Annotated in this window: 24 protein-coding genes; 15 read left to right on the top strand and 9 right to left on the bottom strand. The window is 31.2% G+C overall.

Annotated elements, in window-relative coordinates; translation table 11 throughout:
• The first annotated feature begins 216 nt into the window (after positions 1-216).
• From PQF96_RS10830 to PQF96_RS10815, 4 genes are all read left to right on the top strand, one after another.
• Positions 217-699: a YdeI/OmpD-associated family protein gene (locus PQF96_RS10830; protein WP_271766083.1), complete on the top strand. Its 483-nt coding sequence runs from the start codon at positions 217-219 to the stop codon at positions 697-699.
• Positions 700-910: 211 nt separating this feature from the next.
• Positions 911-1,501: a superoxide dismutase family protein gene (locus PQF96_RS10825; RefSeq protein ID WP_109434595.1), complete on the top strand. Its 591-nt coding sequence runs from the start codon at positions 911-913 to the stop codon at positions 1,499-1,501.
• A gap of 100 nt (positions 1,502-1,601) precedes the next feature.
• On the top strand, positions 1,602-2,132 hold the full coding sequence (locus PQF96_RS10820) for an RNA polymerase sigma factor (protein ID WP_109434594.1): 531 nt from the start codon (positions 1,602-1,604) through the stop codon (positions 2,130-2,132).
• A gap of 6 nt (positions 2,133-2,138) precedes the next feature.
• A complete protein-coding gene (locus tag PQF96_RS10815) occupies positions 2,139-2,930 on the top strand; it encodes an anti-sigma factor (protein ID WP_271766082.1) in 792 nt (263 codons plus the stop codon).
• A 40-nt stretch (positions 2,931-2,970) separates the two neighbouring features.
• Here the strand turns inward: PQF96_RS10815 and PQF96_RS10810 are convergent, their stop codons facing one another.
• From PQF96_RS10810 to PQF96_RS10790, 5 genes are all read right to left on the bottom strand, one after another.
• Entirely contained in the window at positions 2,971-3,459 is a 489-nt protein-coding gene (locus PQF96_RS10810; protein WP_271766081.1) for a hypothetical protein, read from the bottom strand.
• Positions 3,460-3,682: 223 nt separating this feature from the next.
• Positions 3,683-4,756, bottom strand: a complete 1,074-nt coding sequence (locus tag PQF96_RS10805) for a hypothetical protein (protein WP_271766080.1) — start codon at positions 4,754-4,756, stop codon at positions 3,683-3,685.
• Positions 4,757-4,762: 6 nt separating this feature from the next.
• Positions 4,763-6,052: a tetratricopeptide repeat protein gene (locus tag PQF96_RS10800; protein ID WP_271766079.1), complete on the bottom strand. Its 1,290-nt coding sequence runs from the start codon at positions 6,050-6,052 to the stop codon at positions 4,763-4,765.
• A 135-nt stretch (positions 6,053-6,187) separates the two neighbouring features.
• Positions 6,188-6,799, bottom strand: coding sequence for a DUF4331 family protein (locus tag PQF96_RS10795; RefSeq protein WP_271766078.1), 612 nt, complete (start codon positions 6,797-6,799; stop codon positions 6,188-6,190).
• 25 nt (positions 6,800-6,824) lie between these two features.
• Positions 6,825-7,496 carry a DUF4331 family protein gene (locus tag PQF96_RS10790; RefSeq protein WP_109434688.1) on the bottom strand — a complete coding sequence of 224 codons (672 nt, stop codon included), beginning with the start codon at positions 7,494-7,496 and terminating at the stop codon, positions 6,825-6,827.
• A gap of 269 nt (positions 7,497-7,765) precedes the next feature.
• On the opposite strand from PQF96_RS10790, the gene PQF96_RS10785 reads away from it, so the two are divergent.
• Positions 7,766-8,950, top strand: coding sequence for an LETM1-related biofilm-associated protein (locus PQF96_RS10785; protein WP_271766077.1), 1,185 nt, complete (start codon positions 7,766-7,768; stop codon positions 8,948-8,950).
• 4 nt (positions 8,951-8,954) lie between these two features.
• On the opposite strand, the gene PQF96_RS10780 is transcribed toward PQF96_RS10785, so the two are convergent.
• Both PQF96_RS10780 and PQF96_RS10775 read right to left on the bottom strand, forming a co-directional pair.
• Positions 8,955-9,578: a hypothetical protein gene (locus PQF96_RS10780; protein WP_271766076.1), complete on the bottom strand. Its 624-nt coding sequence runs from the start codon at positions 9,576-9,578 to the stop codon at positions 8,955-8,957.
• A 4-nt stretch (positions 9,579-9,582) separates the two neighbouring features.
• Entirely contained in the window at positions 9,583-10,077 is a 495-nt protein-coding gene (locus tag PQF96_RS10775) for an RNA polymerase sigma factor (RefSeq protein WP_109434586.1), read from the bottom strand.
• A gap of 145 nt (positions 10,078-10,222) precedes the next feature.
• Between PQF96_RS10775 and PQF96_RS10770 the strand changes: the two genes are divergently transcribed.
• The 10 genes from PQF96_RS10770 (at position 10,223) to PQF96_RS10725 (ending at position 18,728) form a co-directional block, all read left to right on the top strand.
• Positions 10,223-11,518, top strand: a complete 1,296-nt coding sequence (locus PQF96_RS10770; RefSeq protein WP_109434585.1) for an NAD(P)/FAD-dependent oxidoreductase — start codon at positions 10,223-10,225, stop codon at positions 11,516-11,518.
• Positions 11,519-11,823: 305 nt separating this feature from the next.
• A complete protein-coding gene (locus PQF96_RS10765) occupies positions 11,824-13,980 on the top strand; it encodes a TonB-dependent receptor (protein WP_271766075.1) in 2,157 nt (718 codons plus the stop codon).
• A gap of 19 nt (positions 13,981-13,999) precedes the next feature.
• Complete coding sequence (locus PQF96_RS10760) at positions 14,000-14,425, top strand: DUF2141 domain-containing protein (RefSeq protein WP_271766074.1); 426 nt, start codon at positions 14,000-14,002, stop codon at positions 14,423-14,425.
• A gap of 129 nt (positions 14,426-14,554) precedes the next feature.
• The gene (locus PQF96_RS10755) at positions 14,555-15,175 is read left to right on the top strand and encodes a hypothetical protein (RefSeq protein WP_160114041.1); all 621 of its coding nucleotides are present in this window, start codon (positions 14,555-14,557) and stop codon (positions 15,173-15,175) included.
• 45 nt (positions 15,176-15,220) lie between these two features.
• The gene (locus tag PQF96_RS10750; RefSeq protein WP_271766073.1) at positions 15,221-16,582 is read left to right on the top strand and encodes a 2TM domain-containing protein; all 1,362 of its coding nucleotides are present in this window, start codon (positions 15,221-15,223) and stop codon (positions 16,580-16,582) included.
• Positions 16,575-16,895 (top strand): 2TM domain-containing protein, encoded by a 321-nt coding sequence (locus tag PQF96_RS10745; RefSeq protein WP_271766072.1) that lies wholly within the window; start codon positions 16,575-16,577, stop codon positions 16,893-16,895. Before PQF96_RS10750 ends, PQF96_RS10745 begins: the two co-directional genes overlap by 8 nt.
• Before the next feature lie 10 nt (positions 16,896-16,905).
• A complete protein-coding gene (locus tag PQF96_RS10740) occupies positions 16,906-17,205 on the top strand; it encodes a 2TM domain-containing protein (protein ID WP_109434687.1) in 300 nt (99 codons plus the stop codon).
• 18 nt (positions 17,206-17,223) lie between these two features.
• A complete protein-coding gene (locus PQF96_RS10735) occupies positions 17,224-17,550 on the top strand; it encodes a 2TM domain-containing protein (protein ID WP_109434579.1) in 327 nt (108 codons plus the stop codon).
• Between the two features lie 21 nt (positions 17,551-17,571).
• The gene (locus tag PQF96_RS10730; protein WP_109434578.1) at positions 17,572-17,880 is read left to right on the top strand and encodes a 2TM domain-containing protein; all 309 of its coding nucleotides are present in this window, start codon (positions 17,572-17,574) and stop codon (positions 17,878-17,880) included.
• A gap of 92 nt (positions 17,881-17,972) precedes the next feature.
• Positions 17,973-18,728: a LytR/AlgR family response regulator transcription factor gene (locus PQF96_RS10725; protein WP_109434577.1), complete on the top strand. Its 756-nt coding sequence runs from the start codon at positions 17,973-17,975 to the stop codon at positions 18,726-18,728.
• 84 nt (positions 18,729-18,812) lie between these two features.
• Here the strand turns inward: PQF96_RS10725 and PQF96_RS10720 are convergent, their stop codons facing one another.
• Positions 18,813-20,354 (bottom strand): T9SS type A sorting domain-containing protein, encoded by a 1,542-nt coding sequence (locus PQF96_RS10720; RefSeq protein WP_271766071.1) that lies wholly within the window; start codon positions 20,352-20,354, stop codon positions 18,813-18,815.
• 677 nt (positions 20,355-21,031) lie between these two features.
• Positions 21,032-21,994: an endo-beta-N-acetylglucosaminidase H gene (locus tag PQF96_RS10715; RefSeq protein ID WP_271766070.1), complete on the bottom strand. Its 963-nt coding sequence runs from the start codon at positions 21,992-21,994 to the stop codon at positions 21,032-21,034.
• Positions 21,995-22,222 lie beyond the last annotated feature (228 nt).

Below are 22,222 nucleotides of genomic sequence, written 5' to 3'. Positions count from 1 at the left end.
TTAAGAAAAAATTATAAAAGAAATCCAAAAGAATAAAAATGCCTTTTTTGCATTACGGTAAACATGTCGAAATTAATTTTGTTTTTTTTATAACTAACGTTAGTTATCTTAACAAAAAGACAAATTTTGATTAACAAAATTCTTCAAAGTCTAAACAGGTTATTCTTAAATTATGATTTATGACTAATTCAAGTTACTTTTATTAAAATTAAAACAATGAAAATCAAGACGTTTGAAACCTCTCTTCAATCTAGTCATAGTATTATAGTCCCAGATCAGATAGCAAATCATTATTTAAATAAAGGTTATAAAAGAGTAGTTGTTGAAATTGTTTTCAAAGAAAAATCAGTGCAATTTCACGCAGCATTGCAAAAAATAAAAGAAAGGTATCATATCACTTTTAACAAACAAAATCAGAAAAAATTAGGTGTTTTTCCTTCTGATTATTTTATCGTACGTTTATTAGAAGACACTTCTAAATATGGTGTAGAAATACCAGAAGAGTTCGAAGCAGTATTGCAAAGTGATCCAGAAGCTCTGCAGATTTTTGACACCCTAACTGCTGGTAAAAAACGAAGTATAATCTATTATATTTTAAAAATAAGAAACACTCAAAATCGTATCGACAAAGCACTTATCATTACAGAAAACTTAAAACTAGGAATTAGAGATCATAAAGAATTAATAAAAAGACTATAACGCACTGAATGATATTTCTATTTTATAATGATATCATACAAATATCCATTTATTCTTAATTTTCACAATAGTTACCCTATGCGTAAAACGTTTAACATATAAGCATTTTACGCTATCTTATACACCTATAACAAAATTCTATATATAATCTTTGTCATAAACTAAAACTGCATTATATTACGTTAACAAAATAAATACAAATCATAAAACTATGAAAACCCTAAAATTAGCAGTACTTACTTTTTTATCTATAGCTGTATTTAGCTGTAAAGGAGAAAAGAAAGAGGCTACGGATCAGGAAGATACTACAGAAACGGTAGAGACTGTAGAAAAGAAAGAAGAGGATAAGACTATTACTCTATCATTTGCTCTTGAACCAAAAAGTGACAGTAAAGTTTCTGGCAAAGTTACTTTTACTGAATCTGAAGGTATGGTAAATATGGTTGCAGATTTAACTGGACTAAGTGAAGGAGAACATGCTATTCATATTCATGAAAAAGCAGATTGTTCTTCTCCAGATGGTAAATCTACAGGTGGTCACTGGAACCCTACAATGGAACCTCATGGTAAATGGGGAGTAAAAGAAGGATATCATAAAGGTGACATAGGAAATTTTAAAGCAGATGCCGATGGTACCGGAAGTATTACTTTTGCAACCAACGAATGGTGTATCGGTTGTGATGATGACAAAAAGAACATTGTTGGGAAAGCAATTATTGTACATCAAGGGACCGATGATTTTACCTCACAGCCTTCAGGTGCTGCTGGTAGTCGAGTAAGTTGCGGTGGTATCATACAATAAATTACTAAAAAAGACAAAAAAGAGGTTGCTATATAACAACCTCTTTTTTGTTTTAAATTAATGAAAACAGTACCTTCGATACTTCTTGTAGATCAACAGAATGCAACCCACAGAACTTATTATAGCGTTACAGAATAAAAATCAAGCTGCGTTTAAACGTATTTATGATATGTATTCTCAAAATGTCTACGGTATTATTTATAATATTGTTAGAGATGAAGCTCTGTCTGAAGAAGTATTACAAGATGTATTTATTAAAATATGGAATAGTGCTCATACTTATTCTGAGAAAAAAGGACGGTTTTTTACCTGGATTCTTAATATAGCGCGTAATTCGGCTATTGATAAAACCAGATCAAAGAGCTTTAAAAATACATCACAAAACCTAACAACCGATTATTTCGTAGATATATTAGAAGACAAAACTAATTTTAACAGTAAAATAGATAGCATAGGAATCAAAAAGTACATTGCTGCACTAGAGCCTCTGTGTAAAAAAGTAATTGATCTGTTATTTTTTAAAGGATTTACACAGAAAGAGACTGCTGAAGAATTGGAAATTCCTTTAGGTACGGTAAAAACAAGGAATAGAATTTGTATTGATAAACTAAAACAAATATTGGAAGTATAACAACTCATGGATATTAAAGCTTACATAGCATCTGGTATTTTAGAACTATACGTCTACGGTTCACTCTCTGAAAAAGAGAATACCGAAGTATACAAGGTGTTACAAGAATATCCTGAAGCTGTTAAAGAAGTAGAACGTATTGAAAATGCTTTACAACAATTATCAGCCGCAAAAGCTCCTGAAGATATAGAATCATTATACACTAAGGTACAAGAACAAATCCAATCTAATAATAATGTAATACCAATTACTCGTAAACGTACTAATCTGCCTGCTTACATTGGATGGGCAGCTTGTGTTGCTCTATTAATTGGACTATTTATCCAATTTAACAAAAATCAAAAATTACAAAAGCAACTTGTCACGAATCAGATTGAACAAACATTACTTGAAGGAAAAATCAATATTGCAGAAGAAGACCTTTCTAAGGCTAAGTCTTTATTAAAAATATTGAGAAATAAAGATCTCATACAAGTTCCGTTAAAAGCCCAACAAGTTGATCCAACCGCTTATGCTGCTGTTTATTGGGATAAAAATAAACAAACAGCTTATATTGATGTAGCTGGTCTTCCTACACCCCCTCCTGGAAAAGTGTATCAGGTATGGTCATTAAAACTTGACCCATTAACACCTACCAGTATGGGAGTATTGGATACGTTTAATGAGGATGATACTAAAATCTTTATACTAGCGAATCCTAATAAATCTGAAGCGTTTGGAATAACCCTAGAACCAGAAGGTGGTAGTGAATCTCCTACTTTAGAACAACTATACACCTTAGGAGTTGTAGAGTCCTAGAAGAATTAATGAAAATCAGATTAAAATAGTCATACTAACGTTAATGAGTTTCTATTTTTATCGGTTTCTTTCCTAATTGATAGCTATCGAGAATTTCTTTAACTTCTTTTTTTGTCAATATTTTTATTTCGGTTTTTTTAACCGTTTCTTCTTCAGACATCATTGATCTCATTAAAACTAACTTAAAAGCTTCTTTCCTTTTTTCTACCTGATCATCTCCTTTATTTTTTAAAACAAAATTTTTATATGATTCAGCCATAGCTAACCAAACCTCAATTTCATTATCGGGGTTTTGATCTCTCTTAAAATTAGTAATTGTCTCATCGAGAGATATAGGATATACTTCTAAAAAAGTGTCATGAATTGTTCTAATATGATCTAATTGTTTATCCGTCAATGATTGATTAACAATAGGACCGGGCGTTAATTTCTCTACTTCGATTTCCTGATAATCAGAATTTTCCTTTTTTGTTTCCTGACAGGAAACAATAGTAATAATAATTATCAATAGAAATATATAGTTTTTCATAATGTGAGTTTGACCTAGATAAATGTATTATACACACCTATTTACATTTGTTTTTCTAAATAAGTTGTAATATCCACAGATATACAAAGGTAATTTAAATATAAAAACAAGAAAAGCTTGTCTGCGCCCCTGCAGATAAGCTTTTCTAAACATCAAAAAACAAACATCAAATTAGTTCTATTGTACTGGTTTCAGTTATTTTTTAAAACCTAAGTAAGTGTAATTAAAAACTATATGTTATTCTAGCTTCAAAAGTAAATGGAGTATCAGGCGTAAAATAAATTCCTTCTGTTTCAGCTTCTAATTCACCGGTTAACCTAGATGCACCGGCCAACCTTGGATCATTGTATGTTCCTCCAAATATATTTTCTACAACAATACCAAAATCGAAGTTTTTCCAGGTATAATTAATTTCTGCATCGGCAACTAAATACTCTTGATTTATATCATAATTAGTGGTAAGCCCATCTTGAAAATATCTATACATTATTTTTCCAGAGAAATTTTTATAATTCTCAACACCTATACCTCCTTCGGCAACAAACTCATCATTAAATTGTGTATTATCTCCTTCGTTGAATGATTCTTTACCCCCAAATACATATCCAATATAGGTATCCAGATATAACCAATCATTAACTTGATATCTACTACTAAAATCTAACCCAGTATTTTTGTTTTTCCCATCAAATACTGCGATCTCCTCATCTTCAATATATTCAAACCCTTGATCAAAATTAAGATACCACAATGTTGTATTTAAAGAAACCCTAGAGGACAATTGCCAATCCATGCCTATATCCAACGCATAAATGCTATTTATTTTTTTTTCTTTCATATTAACAACTGCATCTTGATCAATATTACTTTTAATTCCTATTATTGACTTTATGAAAAAATTAAGATCATCATTCTTTTTATATAGGATACTTAATCCAGGAATAAGTAAAGATTGAAAAGAGGCTTGACTCTCAAAATCTTCATCAATATTTCTAAAATAATCTATCTGTACCTTGGGTACTACTTCAAATATTCCAAAATCCATTCCTGTATACTTGATAGTACTCGCTTTATATTGAAGCGTACCTGTATTTAATATTTTCATCAACGAATTTGTTGTTAAGGTAGATATACTGGATTGATACTCTATTACTTTAGGTAATTTATCTAGACCTAAAGAAAAACTTTTCTCCATCCAAGTTTTGGTTCCTTTTTCAACTCTACTATCTTGAGATTGATACTGCGCATGAGTACTCCAATAACATATCAGTATCAATATGAATATAAGATGTCTCATACTCTTTTATAATTCTAAAATCTTTTGAGATAGTACAGGTCCTAATTCATAATTGCTTTCTATCAATTCTTTCTTTATTGGATTGATTTCATCTAGCAATTTATTTGCTTTATAAATCTGAGCAACTTGATAATTAGCCTCTGGCTCAAACGTTTTATCGACAACAAATTCTTTTGCGATTTTTAATGCTTGTTCATGATTTCCTATGAGATTAAGAATATTTGCTTTTAGAATATAGGATTGAGGAGTAGGACGATTGGAAATCTCTTTCTCTGCAATTTGTAGGGCTATATCATACTCTTGATATTCTTCTGCTAAAAGTAAAGCGGTATATGTATTATACATATCTCCATACCGCTGATCATTAATTGCTTCAAAATAAGCTTTTAGATTTTGTTCTTTATCCTCTTTATTTCCTTGGTATTCTGCAATTTCTGCTTTTAATAAAAAGTAGTCAGGACTTTGATGCGTTTCTGCAATTGCTTCAATGATTTTTAAAGCTTCTTCTGGATTGTATTCATAAGAATATACAATCCATGCAATTCCTTTTTTGGCATAGCTATTTGATGGGTCAATCTGTAATGCCTTTAAATAATGTTCATATGAATCCCGAATTCTCCCGGCATGACCATAATAATCAGCAAGATTTGTATATGACCACAACATTAACCCTTCCTTCTTACTAGATTCAGCAATCGTTTTGGCCTTTTCCATATTACGTATCGTAGCATCCAGGTTACCTTGATAATCATTCCATTTTGCTAATCGAATTAAAAAATTATAATCGCTTTGATCGACAATACCTTCTAAATGTTTTTTTGATTTATCGTACTCCCCTAGTTCCATATAAATATCAAAAAGCACCATTTTTGAAGCCTTATTAGGGTTTAACATATACGCTCCTTCTGCAGCAGTTTTAGCTTCTCTAAATCGATGTTGAGAAATATAATTACGAGCCAAAGCCAAAAGATATCCTTCTTTTTTTATAGCAGCTATTTCTACTGATTTAGCCAGTATTTGTTCTGCCTGCTTGAGATATTTAATATTTCCTGTAGTTTGAAATAAATTTGAGCACACTTGTGCTGCTTTTCCCATGGCCGAAATCTGCATACTATCTTTTTTGATTTTAGCATTCCAGAATTTAAGTTGCACCAAAGCATCTTTCTGCACTTGATTTTCTTTTTTTTGGAGATACGCTACATAATCTTTTGAATTGGTAACAGTATTTTCTGATTTTTGACATGAAATGATAATAGTACCCATTATCAACACACAGATAAGATTTATGATTTTCATCTTGATGTTTTTTTAGTATTTTAATATTGATTTCTATTTTGCTTTTTTATAGAGAGCGGAGTTATTTTTTACTATTAATCTTTTAGTAAAATTCTTGACTCCGCTCGTAATGGTAAGTAGGAACCATTCTATACACTATATTCCGTGGGGTGCCTCTAAATAAGGAAATGCATCTAATGGTGTTTCACCTGCTGCACTCACACCATCGGTAACCAAAATAGGCAGGTCTGGCGTACCATCATTATTGATGTCCTGACCATTAAATCGGTCTCCGGTTTGTCCGCCAAATAATAGAATTAAAGAAACATCAATCACATCATCTGTTAACGTTCTTCCCGTAAGCACATTAGTCCCATCAAAATAAGTAGTTGGCGCATCGGGTGCTACCTGAAGTACATCTGAAGCTAATACAGTTGTAAGTGTAGTAATGTCTAAATTAAGAATATTATTCTCATATGTTGCCCCAAAAGCTGAATGTAAACCTGCCAATTGAGTTTCAAATAAAGATTGAAAAGCCGCTCCTTGTTCTGAAGGGATAGTAACATTAAAGTTATTTTCAATCTCAGGCGTCGCACTGAATACGGTATTAATACCAGGTCTTCCCATTTGATCTTCCTGAGCAAAAGTTCCTGAAAAATCTAAAGTTGGTTCTACAATTATAATACCTTCATCATCATTGTTACAACTCGTTAGTCCTATCACTAATAAAAGGGTTGCTGTTATATATTTTATACTATTTATTTTCATCACTTTGTGTTTTAAAAATTTCTAATTATTGTTTTCTTTTAGCTTCTACCCATGTATTAAATACTTGAACTCCAGTTCCTGCTGGATGACTAAACGTTCCTCCCAAAAGAGCATTTGGTACTTCTACAACTATGGATAAAATATTAGTTCCATCAAAATCATCATTCCCAGGGTTATTAAATCCGTTGGGAGCCATTCCTCCAATAATTGCGTTAAACTGACTTGAATCAAAAAAGAAAGGATCTTCTCGTAATCCTGCGAAGTACGAAATTCCGTTAGCAGAGGAGCTAATAGCATTTGCCCCTGTACTAATCTCTACTTGCCCTAAATACTGAGCTTCTTCATTAATAGTACTATTTAGCCCGGTAACAGACGGTCTATATGGGCCAAAGAAATACATTGTACCATTTCTTGGTATCGCTTGTATGATTAGGTCTTCAACCAAATCTCCATCGTTGTCAATGTTTATTTCTACCAATATATTTTCATCAAATTCTGCTGTACTTCCTGGAGCCAATAACCCTTGTACATTAGCCACCAAAACGGTATTGTCAGAATTCGCTCCTTCAAAAGCGTAAAAATCTGTGATATCTGCAGTAGTCCCACCTACCGCTGGAGCATCTAAATGATCAGCTGCCATTAATACTATCCCTATAGAAAGGAGACCGCCAATGATAAATAATTTTGTTTTTTTAATGCGATTCATTTTTTTAATTTTAAAAGTTTACGCCCATACATACGAGAACATGTAAAGTTTGGTTTTTTTATCTTTGTTAAATATTTGTTAACAGAAATAAAGTTTTGACTGAATATGAGGTAAACAAGCAGAAACAAAGCAATAAAACACTATTTAATAAGTCATTACACACGACAGATAAGGCAATTTCAATTCTATCCATGCGTTTTATAACCTATCAAAATAGAATTTTATTAAAATAAAACTAACTTTGTAACAAACCTTACTCGATGAACCCTTCAACTTCTGGTTGGATAGAAAAATTTTTAAGGAATTTCAATGATCATTATAATTCATCTCCATGGTCATTTGATCAATTATATTCTGATTTAAGACAAGTGGGTTTTATTTATGGGACTTCTATTGACACCTTGATTTCAAATGATACTGACATTATATATTCTGAAGAAGAGAAGACAAAATTGAATTTATTTACTGCATTAGTAGTAACTTATTATGATACTATTGAAAATGCAGATAAAAAGGGGTTTATTGAAGCATTAGTTCAGTTTTATAACTTTCTGGATACTAAAAAATCGATTTTTTCTTTTGGAAATATGCTTACTTCTAATAAAAGTGAAAAGTTAGAAAAGATTATACATACACGAATACAAACTAACGAATCTATTTTTAAGAAGAACTTTAGTCACTTACTTACTAATGCTTTATTATTTATTGATGTATTAGCTTTTGATTATTTCCTGATACACGATAAGAATCCATTTGAATATGCTGCACAATTAGAAGAAACGTTAACCAACACTGTTTTTCTGGCCTTAAATTCTAAACAAGAGCAAGATGATTATGATAAAATGTTGGTAAAATTGTTTGCTTCGTCAGTTCGATACACTAATATTTCAACAGAAGAGGAGGCTAGCTTTGACTATATAGAACTTGATCCTTATACTGATGAAATCGAAAAAAAATATATTGTTGACCTCACCAGTCTTGCCGTTTGGAATGATAGAGAGATCGATAGAGGTGAGCAGAGTTTTTTATCTGCGCTTGGAGCTGAGCTTCAATTACCAAATGCAATAATCAAAGAATCAATAAGTTTGGTTCAGGTTTTTATAAATACTCATAAGGAACATATTTCATTTTTTAACTACTCACACCCTGCTTTACATTTCTATCAACAGACTTCTAGAACGGTTAGTGTATTGGTATTAAGGAATAAAAAACGTTTGATTAAGGAAATTACAGAAAGTAAAGATCTTATGATTTTGCTGGGTCAGTCGACGGTACGTGATTTATCTAAAGAAGAAAAACAACAGGTAAAGAAACAGCTATTGGATATTTGCAAAACTATCCCATCATTAGCTATTTTTATTCTTCCCGGTGGTAGTCTTTTATTACCTTTATTGGTCAAGTTCATCCCTCAATTATTACCTTCTGCTTTTAATGAGAACAAATAATTGACTATACCTCTAATTTTTCAAGTTCTTTATAATTCTTTTTTAACCTACGTGTTAAAATCCCATAAACAACCCTATAAAATAGTATAATAAATCCAACAAAAACAGCAATAATAAATATTGTTGTAGCTACAACTAACCATATTGGTGCCTGCTCCTCTATTGATCTATTTTGAAATTCGTCTGTAAAGAAAACCATATATGCCATAGTTGCAAGTATAGTCAATGTAAAAAATCCAATATTAACCCAGATATATTGCTTAACTGTTCTTCTTGTTTTAATAATATTCTCCATCAAAACTCTAGTAGAATCTGTTGCCTTAATCTTTTTATAATTTAAATAAAAACGTGTTATAAAGTATATCAAAATACAATAAGAAGCGATTGAAGCTATAAAAGAAAAAGACCCCATGTCTACTTTTTCTACTTTAGCTTGCATTCCATTTAATTTAAAAATGATATCCAAAGAAGCCCATAATAAAAATTCTAAAATACTGATGATAAAAATCCATCTTACAATTGAAGAAGATTTTTTCAAGATCATCTGATAAATTTCAGTATAAGACAATTTTGGAAGTCCATGCTCCCGACTCTTCCAGTCTTTCTTTAATAATTCTAATTCATCCATGGGGTTACGGATTTAATATTTTTTTCAACTTCGTTTTTACTCTATTCATCTTTACTCGGGCATTTACTTCGCTAATACCCATTGTATCAGCTATTTCTCTATATGACTTATCTTCCAGATATAAAAAGACCAAAGCTTTTTCAATATCATTTAATTGTTTTACAGCAGCATACATCAATTTTAATTGTTGTTCTACCTCATCATCATAATCTTCTGCTTTTATTTTAAAATTCATCGTATCAAGATCAGCAGTCTTAATACTTCGTTTAGATCTTCGATATAAAGTAATCGCAGTATTAAGTGCTACTCTATACATCCATGTACTAAATTTTGCATCTCCTCTAAACTTAGGATAAGCTTTCCATAGTTGAATGGTTATCTCTTGAAACAAATCATTATGTGAATCCTGATCACTCGTATATATACGACACACCTTGTGCACAATATTCTGATTTTGCTCAAGATTGGTTACAAAACTATGTTCTAATTCTTTATTCACTTCGGCTAGTTACATCTTATATGTAGTCAAGAAAACATTTATGTTACATAAAAATAAATAATATCATAATTTTAGTTACAAAAATCAACATTTGATAGGGTATATAACTTTATCATTTTATCTTTGTAAAACAACACAAGATAGTATGAATATCCCTTACACTAATTTACCCAGATTAGTAATTATTGGCGGTGGTTTTGCCGGAGTTGCATTGGCAAGAAATATGATAAAAGAAGATGTCCAATTAGTCTTATTAGACAGACATAACTACCACACTTTTCAACCTTTACTTTATCAGGTATCTACATCTTCATTAGAACCGGATTCTATTGCTTATCCACTTCGTAAAATTGTAAAAAAAGGTAAAAATACTTTTTTTAGAATGGCAGAAGTTATGTCTATAGATCCTAAAACTCAACACGTAAATACTAATATCGGTAATATATCATATGATTATCTTGTAATTGCAACAGGTGCTAGAACAAACTTCTTTGGTAATACAACCATAGAAAGTAATGCCATGCGCATGAAAAACTTACCGCAAGCGCTTAATTTGCGAAGTTTAATGCTTGAAAATCTTGAACAAGCGGTTATTACTACAGATACCGAAAAGAGGAAAGAATTATTAAGTTTTGTATTGGCCGGAGCAGGTCCTACTGGAGTTGAGTTAGCAGGAGGAATTGCAGAACTAAAACTGAATGTCCTACCCAAAGATTATCCTGATATGGACTTTGACGATATGGAAATTCATTTAATAGAAGGCGCTTCCCGTATCTTACCTCCTATGAGTGAAAATGCTTCAGAAAAAGCCACAAAATTCTTAGAAAAAATAGGAGTACATATTCATACAAACACTCAGGTACAAAACTACGAGAACAATCTTGTAACCACCAATACAGATCTTTCTCTAAAAACCGCAACCTTTATTTGGTCTGCCGGAGTAACAGGAGCTCCTGTATCTGGTATAAATGCTGAATCTCTAATTCCAAGGGCTAACCGTTATAAAGTAAATGAGTATAATCAAATCGATGGGTATGATACTATTTTTGCCATTGGAGATATCTCTGTAATGGAAACCGAAGGTTACCCTAAAGGGCATCCTATGGTGGCTCAACCGGCTATTCAACAGGGAAAACACCTGGCGAAAAACTTAAAACGTCACTTAAAAAACAAACCCATGATTCCTTTCAAATATTTTGATAAAGGATCTATGGCTACTATTGGCCGCAATAAAGCGGTAGTAGATCTTGGAAAATTTAGATTTGGTGGTTTCTTCGCATGGTTTATCTGGATGTTTATTCATTTATGGTTTTTGGTAGGATTTAGAAATCGTTTTGTTACTTTTTTTAATTGGGTATACAACTATATTAATTATGACAAAGCGGCTCGACTTATTGTAAGGCCTTTTAAGAATAAGGATTATACAAGAGAGAGTGTATAACTCTTGTTACCTACATCTGGTTTCTAAAAGAGTAAATGGATTTATCCAAAGATTTATCCATCTCTAACAGAAAGTGATCATCATTATTTTTAGCTCTTTCTCTAATCCTTTCTTTATTAGAGAAAGTCATTTTTTGACTACTATGTATAAAATATGCTAAAACAATTATTAGGATAATGTAGTTCAAAAGCTTTTTCTATAAAATTTACAGTTCATCTTTTACTTTCTACAATTGGGTAATATTCAATTCTGTTTTCTAATGACATATTAGACTTTTGATCTATCAATCAAAACATAATATGTAAATGAAACTTTTATTGACTTTCACTTTTATTTTAGCATTATCTAGTAACATAACTGCACAAACAACCATCACAGGAACTGTCAAAGATTCTTCAGGAAACCCTATTCCTGGAGCAAATGTATATCTGGATGGCACCTATGATGGAAGTTCTTCTAATGACACAGGAGCTTTTTCCTTTACTACTCAAGAAACAGGTCCACAAACATTATTAATTTCATTTTTATCCTTCGAAACCTATTCATTTATGGAAGATGTTGCTACAATGAAAAATTTAAACATTGTACTTAAGGAAGATGTGAATTCTTTAGGCAGTGTGGTTTTAAACGCAGGTACATTTTCTGCTGGAGACAACAGTAAAGCTTCTGTATTAACACCTTTAGACATTGTAACCACAGCTGGAGCTGCAGGTGACTACATTGGAGCTCTTCAAACTTTACCCGGCACTTCCAATGTTGCCGAAGACGGTAGACTTTTTGTACGAGGTGGAGATGCTAACGAAACAAACATTTACATAGATGGTTTGCGAGTTTTTCAACCATTTACAGCTACAACTAATAATATACCGACCAGAGGACGATTTTCATCTTTTCTTTTTAAAGGAACCAATTTTTCTACAGGTGGATATTCTGCAGAATATGGAGATGCTCTATCTAGTGTATTACTTCTTAACACTATAGATGAACCTGATCAGGAGAAAACAGAATTTCAATTCATAAATGTAGGTATTGGTGGAGGAAACACTCAGAAATGGAAAAATAACTCATTAAGTGTAAATGCTTTTTATGTAAACCTTAAACCCTATCAAAACATTATCAAACAACGAGTAGAATGGATTAAACCTTTTCAATCTTTATCTGGAGAAGCTGTGTACCGTCATAAATTTAATAAAGGACTTCTAAAAATATATGGAGGGTTAAGTTATACCGATTTCGAACTTATACAAGATGATATTAATGTTCCTGAAGGGGTTAATTTTGGTCTTAAAAACCGAAATCTATACATAAACTCTTCATATAAGAGCAATCTGAGTAATGGTTGGAAAATTGCTGCCGGAACCAGTTTTGCAAATGACTACAATGATATTAGTATAGTAAATACAGATATTAATAATCAAGAAAACAGTTTCCATGCTAAAGTAAAACTTAGAAAGCGATTTAGTAATCGGTTTAAGTTGAATTTTGGGGCTGAACAATTTTTAAATTCCTTCACAGAAAAAGTGGAAACTTCCGATTTTGGTAATTTCAGAACTTCAAACAATAATAATAGTACTGCGGCTTTTACAGAAGCTAATATATTCTTCAGTAAAAAACTAGCATTACAACTTGGGGTTAGAGGTGTACATAATTCTTTATTAGAATATACTAAAATTTCTCCAAGAGTTTCTTTAGCCTATAAAACTTCATCAAAATCTCAAATATCATTGGCTTATGGGGATTTCTATCAATCTCCTCAACAAGAAGTTTTAAAATATGATACCACATTAGATCCCGAAAAATCGTCTCATTATATTCTTAACTATCAATTCCAAAAAAATCGAAGAACATTTAGAGCAGAAGGATATTATAAATCTTATGACAGACTAGTTAAATTCGACACCGACATTCCAGAATTTAACAGTACATATAGTAATCTGGGAGATGGATATGCTGCAGGAATTGATCTTTTCTGGCGAGATAATGAATCGATAAAGAATTTTGAGTATTGGGCAAGTTATTCTTACCTGGACACCAAAAGAGATTATAGAAACTATCCTGCTCAAGCGACACCAAACTTTGCAGCTAAACACAACCTTTCGCTAGTCACTAAATATTGGATTAAAGATTGGAAATCTTTATTAAGTACAACCTATAATTTTGCATCTGGAAGACCTTACAATAATCCCAATGAATCTGTTTTTCAAAATAGTAAAACAAAGAACTTCAATGCTATCAATTTTAGTTGGGCATACTTAATTAGTCAGCAAAAGATTTTATACTTCTCTGTCTCAAATGTATTAGGTACAGATAACATTTTTAACTACCAATACGCAAACAACCCTAATGCTAATGGAAATTTTTCCAGAAGAGCCATTCGACAAAATGCCGATCGATTCTTCATCGTAGGATTTTTCTGGACCATAAGTGATAATAAAACAGATAATCAATTAGACAATTTATAAACTTTAAAATTACATTATTATGAAAATTACAAAATTTGCATTTTTTCTATTCGTAATATGTTCCTTTAATTTAGGTATTGCACAAGAGTTAGAAGGACATACAATTACGGTTACAATCAATAATATAAAATCTAATGAAGGCACATTGCGTGTTGGTCTATACGATGCACAAGAAAGTTTTCTAGGAAAACCCTTTACATCCATTAGTGCAAAAGCCAAAGTAGGAAAGGTAACAGCATCCTTCGAAAATATTCCTAATGGGACATATGCAATTTCATTATATCACGATGAAGATAATAATCAAAAACTCAATACTTTTTTAAAAATACCTACAGAACCTTATGGAGTAAGTAATAACGCTAAAGGAAGATTTGGTCCTCCAAAATGGGAAGATGCAAAATTCAAAGTTACCGATAGAAGAGTATCCCAGTCAATCTCTCTATGATTTCATCAATATATCAGAGTATACCTCTAATTACATTTCATCCTTAAAAAAATACACTTCGGTCATAAATACTATAAAAAGAGGATAGCTCTGATGATATTTACACTGTAATTCAAAAACAAAACAACCATGAGAACATTACTAATTATAATTTCCTTTCTTAGCATGACAACGATTCATTCGCAGACAGCATACGAGAAAGGAATGAACAAAGCTTTCGAACTATGGGGAAGTAAAAACCCTGATGAAGCAATTAATCTTTTCGAACGTATTGCCAGAGCCGAAAAAGAAAATTGGTTACCTTTTTATTATGCCGCTCAAGTACACATTATTACTACATTTGGTATTAAAGATGGTAATGAAATTGAAACCAGATTAAAAAAAGCGCAGGATTTTTTAAATGAAGCCAGGACATTCTCTAAGGAAAATGCAGAAATTTCAATTATGGAAGCTATGCTCAATACTGCATATGTAGTTTATAATCCTTCTGTATATGGCCCAACACTTTCTGCAAAAGTAGAAGAATTATATCGAAAAGCTAAAGCTCTGGAGCCAGAAAACCCTAGAGCAATGCTATATCATGCAGAATGGAAAATGGGAGGTGCTAAATTCTGGGGTAAAGACCCAAAAGCCTTTTGTCCTGAAATAGAAAAAGCTATCTTGTACTTTGAAAACGAAACAAATGACGTTCCTTTTTATCCAAAATGGGGGATGGATCAAATAGAAAGAATTCAAAAAAATTGTCAGTAACTATTTTATTATTTGAAACAAATTGAAAATAATTGATTTAATCACATGAAAGACTTTAAAAAAATAATCCTAGTTTCTGTCGTAGTTGCCCTATTTGTGGGGCTGGTAACCTTGATATTAAATGGGTTTAATTTTACCAGAGTTTTTACACTAGAATGGTGGGGGATCGCTTTTATGTATTCCTTTGTAATAACCGCTATTAATTCTTATTATTTTCAATATATAAATCGTAAAGTTAATTGGCAAAATAGAGGATTACAACGTGTTCTCGCTGGTGCCTTCGGTTCAATTATAATTACAATACTAGCCTTTGCTTTTTGTGAGTATATCACAACCGTAGTGATTTTTCAAAAATACACTACAGAAGAATTTATCACTAATCAATCCTTTAACAACTATATTTTTCCGTTAGTGATCATGATGATTTTTTCATTATTCTTTCATACGGTTTATTTCTACAAGGTATTACAAGAAAAAAAGGTTACAGAACAAAAAATAATTGCGGGTACGGCATCAGCTAAGTTTGCTGCATTAAAAAATCAATTAGATCCACATTTTTTATTTAACAGTCTCAATGTTTTAACATCATTAATCGAGGAAAATCCAAGGATGGCACAAAAGTTTACCACTTCGCTATCAAAAGTATATCGATATGTTTTAGAACAAAAAGATAAAGAATTGGTTACGGTTGATGAAGAATTAAATTTTGCAAAAACTTACATGACATTGATACAATTGCGCTTCGAGGATAGTATTGTATTTGAAATTCCTGATCAGGCTATTAATCCAGAAGCAAAAGTAGTACCATTATCATTACAAATTTTATTAGAAAATACGGTAAAACATAATGTGGTAATGCCACAAAAACCGTTACATATCAAAATTTATGAAAAGGATGGATTTCTAGTGGTTGAGAATAATCTTCAACCAAAAGAAGTAATAAAGCAAAGTAGTGGTGTTGGATTGGGTAATGTACAACAACGTTATGCATTATTAACGAAAAGAAAATTTTCGGTATACAAAACAGAAGAGGCTTTTATTGCTGAGCTTCCGATATTAACAAAAAAAATAAAATTCGCAGATATGGAAATTTCACAAACGATAGAAAACATAGAAAGCGCAAAAAAATTAAAATACGAACGCGCAAAAGAACAAGTAAAAAAAATAAAAGAATTCTACTGGAACTTGGGTTCTTATTGCATTGTCATTCCTTTTTTAGCATTTATCAATTATAAAACCACTGGTTTTAGTATTCCATGGGTAATATTTCCAATAGCAGGATGGGGAATTGGTGTTCTTTTTCACTATATGGAGGCTTCAGGCCATCATCCTATATTTGGAAAAGACTGGGAAAAGAAGAAAATCAGAAAGTATATGGATGAATCTAAAAGTAAATATTATGACTAATAATAAAGAACAAAATGCTTATAAAAAAGCAAAAAAGAGACTAGATGAAGAAAGAGGCTTTTATATGCATGTTATTATATATGTGGTTATGAATATAGCTATTACCATATTTCAATATGCTTTAGATGGAAATAAAGACTGGCTAATATGGGTTATTACACTTAGACCTCTACTATGGGGGACAGGATTACTATGTCATGGTCTTTGGACATTTAGAAGAAATATTAAGTGGTTTAAAAACACAATATATAGTAAACAATGGGAAGAACGTAAGATTATGGAGATTATGAAAGATGATGATTTTAAATTTTAAATCTATTACAATGGAAAATTTTGAACAACAACGATACGAAAAAGCAAAAAAAAGAGTAGAAAGAGAAAAGGGATTTTATTCACATTTAACGGTATATATTATTATAAATCTCGCTCTATTATTTATTAATTCTGATTTTATAGATGAAGGTTTTAACAACTGGTTTCAATGGCATCTATATGCTACTCCATTATTTTGGGGAATCGGTTTGTTTTTTCATGGAGTTTCAGTATTTGGGAAGAACAGTATTTTTAATAAAGAATGGGAAAAGCGTAAGATTAAAGAATTAATGGACAAGGATGATTTCTAGAAACCAAATAAAAAAGTTATGGATAATCACGAAGACTTAAAAGCTTATGAAAAAGCTAAAAAAAGAGTAAAAAATGAAAAAGACTTTTTTGGTCATCTAGTAACTTATATCGTAATCAATATCGCCATATTCTTTTTTAAACAAAAAATTCTGATGCTTATTGATGTAGATGTAAAAGATAAAGACTTTCTTTCCTGGTGGAGTTTTGGCAATCTTGCAACGCCTGTCTTCTGGGGTATTGGATTATTTTTTCACTGGCTTTGGGCTTTTCAGAAGTCTTTTATCTTTAACAAAAAATGGGAAGAACGAAAGACCAAAGAATTTATGGATAAAGAAGATTATTAAAAACAATCTAAAAAATATATTATGAAAAATTTTAACGAACAAAAAAGATATGAGCGTGCCAAGGAACGTGTCGAGGAATTAAAGAAATTTTATAATAACTTAATTTCATATATAGTTATCATAAGCCTTTTGGCAGGGTTAAATTATTATCAAAACGAATGGAGTCATGCTTGGTTTTTGTGGGCTGCGTTTGGATGGGGAATCGGAATTGTATTTCATGCCATCAAAGCTTACAGAGTAAACCCTATGTTTAACAAAGACTGGGAAGAACGTAAAATTAGAAAATATATGGAAGAAGAACAGGATGACCAAAAGCAACTTTGGGAATGAAATATTGTATGATTTCAAAAAAATAAAACAAAAAATCAACTAATATACCTTCTTCAACTTTGCTTCTCTGAAGTTTTGTAATTTATAAAAAAATGAATGTAATAATTATCGAAGACGAAAAACCAGCTGCAAGACGCCTTAAACGAATGCTTGAAGATTTAAATATAGAAGTGCATACTATGTTGCACTCTGTACAAGAATCAATAGAATGGTTTAGTACTAATGAACATCCCGACCTTATTTTTCTAGATATTCAACTTAGTGATGGCTTATCTTTTGAAATATTTGATGCGATCACTATTAAAAGCTCTATAATATTTACTACTGCTTATGATGAATACGCCCTAAAAGCATTTAAGTTAAATAGTATCGATTATTTATTGAAACCAATAGATGATGAAGATTTGGAGATAGCTGTAAATAAATACAAAGAACAACTTCCTGAAAAGCAGCAGTTACAAGTAGATTTTGAAGATATCAAAAAACTCCTTATAAACCCGATGGATCGTTCATATAAAAAACGATTTACTGCCAGAGTTGGACAACATCTAAAAATATTTTCGGTAGAGGATATTGAATGTTTTTATTCTGAAAACAAAGGAACATATCTTCATACCACCGACAATAGAAATTATCTAATTGATACTACTTTAGAATCCCTGGAAGAAGAATTAAACCCTCAGCAGTTTTTTAGAACCAGTCGAAAATTCTATATCAATATAAATGCCATTAAAGATATCATTTCGTATACTAATTCGAGATTACAAATAAAATTGAATCATTTTAATGAACAAGATATTATTGTAGCACGTGAACGAGTAAAAGATTTTAAAGAATGGCTAGAATAATTATAACGAAAAAACCTTCTGGATAAATTCCAAAAGGTTTTTTCGTTATTTCATAATATTAGTTTTGACCAAAACTAAACAGGATTATTCTATCATAATTTTTGTCATATTAACTTCATTATCCAAAGTAACTTTTGCTATATACAACCCGCTTCTTAATAATCCTTTTACATGACTTAAGGAAACAGAATTTCTTCCTGCCTCAAGACTTCCCAACTTTTCACTAGCAACTATCTTACCGGTAAGATCTGCAATCTCGAGCGATGTAGAATTAACGTTCTTAGATGTACTTATTTCTAGATTTAAGTTATCTACAGTACTTGGGTTTGGGTAAAAAGAAATAGTGTTTTTCAACTCTGGTTTTTCAATAGATAAAGATTTGTTATTATTTAGACCAGCTATAGTAAACTTTTCCCAAGCTCCTATAACATTTCTATTGCAATTCATTGGACCATTACCATTTTCATGACTTACATATTTACCATTATTACCTCTGATAGCATATACATTACCACCTTGTGACACTAATGTAAACTTTTCCCATGCTCCGACAGAAACTCTAGAACAAGTCATAGCCTGTAGCCCATCTTCAGAACTAATGTATCTGCCATTATTTCCCTGAATACTTACTTGTCCATTACCTTCTGATTTTACTGTAAATACCTCCCAAGCTCCCGGGTTTGCTCTATTACAAGTGATAGGGCCAATACCATTTTCGGAGCTCACATAAGTATTAATTCCTTGTCCTCTAAACGTTACATTAGTATCAGAACCACCACCAGTATTCTCAATAGTACCTCCTCGCCATACTCTGACCCAATCAACCTCCAAAGAAGCTAATGAGCGACCAGGAACGGCGGCAAATTCTGGTACATTACTTGGTTGAAATCCTCCAAAATCCTGATTGGCATTCTGTACATTTCTAGTATGAGGAGAAGATGAAAATATAAGGTATAAAGGAAATGGATCATTAGCAGCATCTGCTGGCTGATCTGATGACATATATTTTACTCCGTCATAATAAAAATCAATTTTTGTCGGAGTCCAATGCATACCCCAAACATGCCATTGAAATGCATTTCTACTTTCTGTAGAAGCTCTGGTTGATGTAATATTACTTTTACCATTAATATTTCTTTTATCAAAATAGTGGTGAGAAGTTGTTGCTCCTCCAAAAAACTTTTTACCAAAACCACTATATTCCATTAAATCGAATTCTGTACCACTAGGCCCAGGAGCTCCATTTCTAAAATTTTTCCCCCATATCCACCAAGTAGGCCAAATATCACCTCTATCTGGACCGTCAATACGTAATCGAGCTTCATAATAACCGTATCTGTTGTTTCCGCTAAAACCAGTTTTAGACTCTAACCACCCTCCTTGAGATACGCTATTACTTGTGAACGTATTTCTAATTTTTAAAGTTCCGCCATTTACTTCTGCTTTATTAGGCTTAAAAGCTACATCATTTCTCACATTCCAGATATTAGTATTAACAGAGCTTCCCCCAAACTCATCTGCAAATACATTAGTCCATCCACTTCCTGGTGGGGGCTGAGAATGTACATTTAAACCCATTAATAATAGTGAAATAATGAATATTGACTGTGTAATTTTCCATTTCATGATTAAAAAGTTTTAATTTAGTTAGTGTGTGTGTTATCTTTTTTTAATTCACTTATAAATTAATATCAATTCTTACTATTTCTCAATTTTTTAACACCAAAATCACAATACCTTAATTTAAATCTTAAATAAATTCAATAATCACAAAAAAATCCCCTTTCCCTATTATTAAAAAGAAGAATCATATGATTTAAAAAAAACAAAATCAACACAAAATACTAATAATCAAGTAAATAACTAAATATATTTATAATAAAATCATCACTTTAATTTATACACAGATATATAATTATCTTTGAAAATATCAATGCTATGGTCAAATACGAAAACGATTTCGTAATTTTTTTTAAATAATATTGCAACTATTCAAAAAATTGAAAATAAGGCTATTATTTTTTTTGATTTTTTTTAGAGATAGACCATTGTGCAAAAAAGCCAAAAGAAAAATCTACTCTTGGTTTCTTTTGAGAAAAGAATTAGTGTATTTATAAAAGCACCTATTTTCTTTTTATATCGCTACATTACCAAAATATTGGTATCTGCTAGTTAGATGGCTAACAAATAATAAAAGTACTCTAGTTGTATTTATTTAAATTCATATAAAACTTAAACTATTTACAATGACAAAGAGGTTGCTTTTTAGACAACCTCCTTAGTACTAATTCAAAAACAACAATTCAATTTTTTAAGGTCCCTGTTAAGCTTGTTTTTTTACCATACAATTTTTGCGATATTCCATTTAGATAACTTTCGCGATTTACCCCGTCCAAATTATACATTACAAAAGCTCCATACCCATCATTTTTTGTTCTTTGCGCAAAATTACTTGCCGTAGAAGAAGGTGTTTGTGTAACATCAACTGCTGCTGCAGACAGTTTTCCTTTTCCTAATCCTGGAACTGTAATATTACTATATGATCCATAAAATGGTTGAAAACCATAATCTAAAAACTGACCCGCTTTTTTACCATTCGACATCATTTGATTAACAGATTCTCCTATACGATAATAGGTAATTATTTTATTACTAGGCATAGCAGTTCTTAATTCTTGTAGTAACCAAATAAATGATTTATTATTAATAGCTGGTCGTCCTGATATAGTTTCATATTTTGCAAATTCATCATCTAAGTCTACTCCATCTAATCCATTATTCTTAACCACATTAGCTACTTGTTTCGCAAATTTTTTAGCTGCACCTCGTGTAGGAAAATTTGAAATACCAACTGCCTGATGATTCCCTAAAATCGAAAGCAGTACTTTAATCCCTTTTCTTTGTAAAGGTTTGATAGTTGTATTTCTATTCCTTAATACCTTTTTCACATTGTTATTCATAAATAATACATGTGTTCTAGATGCATTTTTGTAATTAATATTAGCAGCAAAAATTACAGCAATATCAATCATTGGTTTTCCATTTGGTAATGTATAAGCTATTGCATTTTCCATAGCATTATCATTCACTTCTATATACATTACAGATGCTGGGTTTTTTAAACCATGTGCTTTTACTTCTACCTCATTGAATTCTTCTTGATTAACCTGTTCTTCATTAATTTCATCTTTAGAACATGATAGTGCTAAAAACATTAAAAACAAGACAAAAACAGTTCCTTTAATTTTTCTAATTTGTGTGTACATATTTATTGAGTTTTAAAAGTTACTTGATCATTATTTTCTAAGCTCTCCATACTATAATCATGAAAAATTGAGAAAATTTGTGCATCGCACAAGTAAATAAATTGATAATACGATAACAGTTGGTTAATTGCGAGAAAACTTTTAAAGTTTCTAACAAGAAGTTTTTACATCAAATAAAATATATTCTTATACTGTATTTGATAGTACGTTGACAATATATTTGATCTA

The sequence above is a fragment of the Aquimarina algiphila genome (assembly GCF_947494415.1).
GTDB classification, from domain to species: Bacteria; Bacteroidota; Bacteroidia; order Flavobacteriales; family Flavobacteriaceae; genus Aquimarina; species Aquimarina algiphila.
Note: the sequence above shows the minus strand (reverse complement) of the source record. Positions and strands in the feature narration are given on the sequence as shown.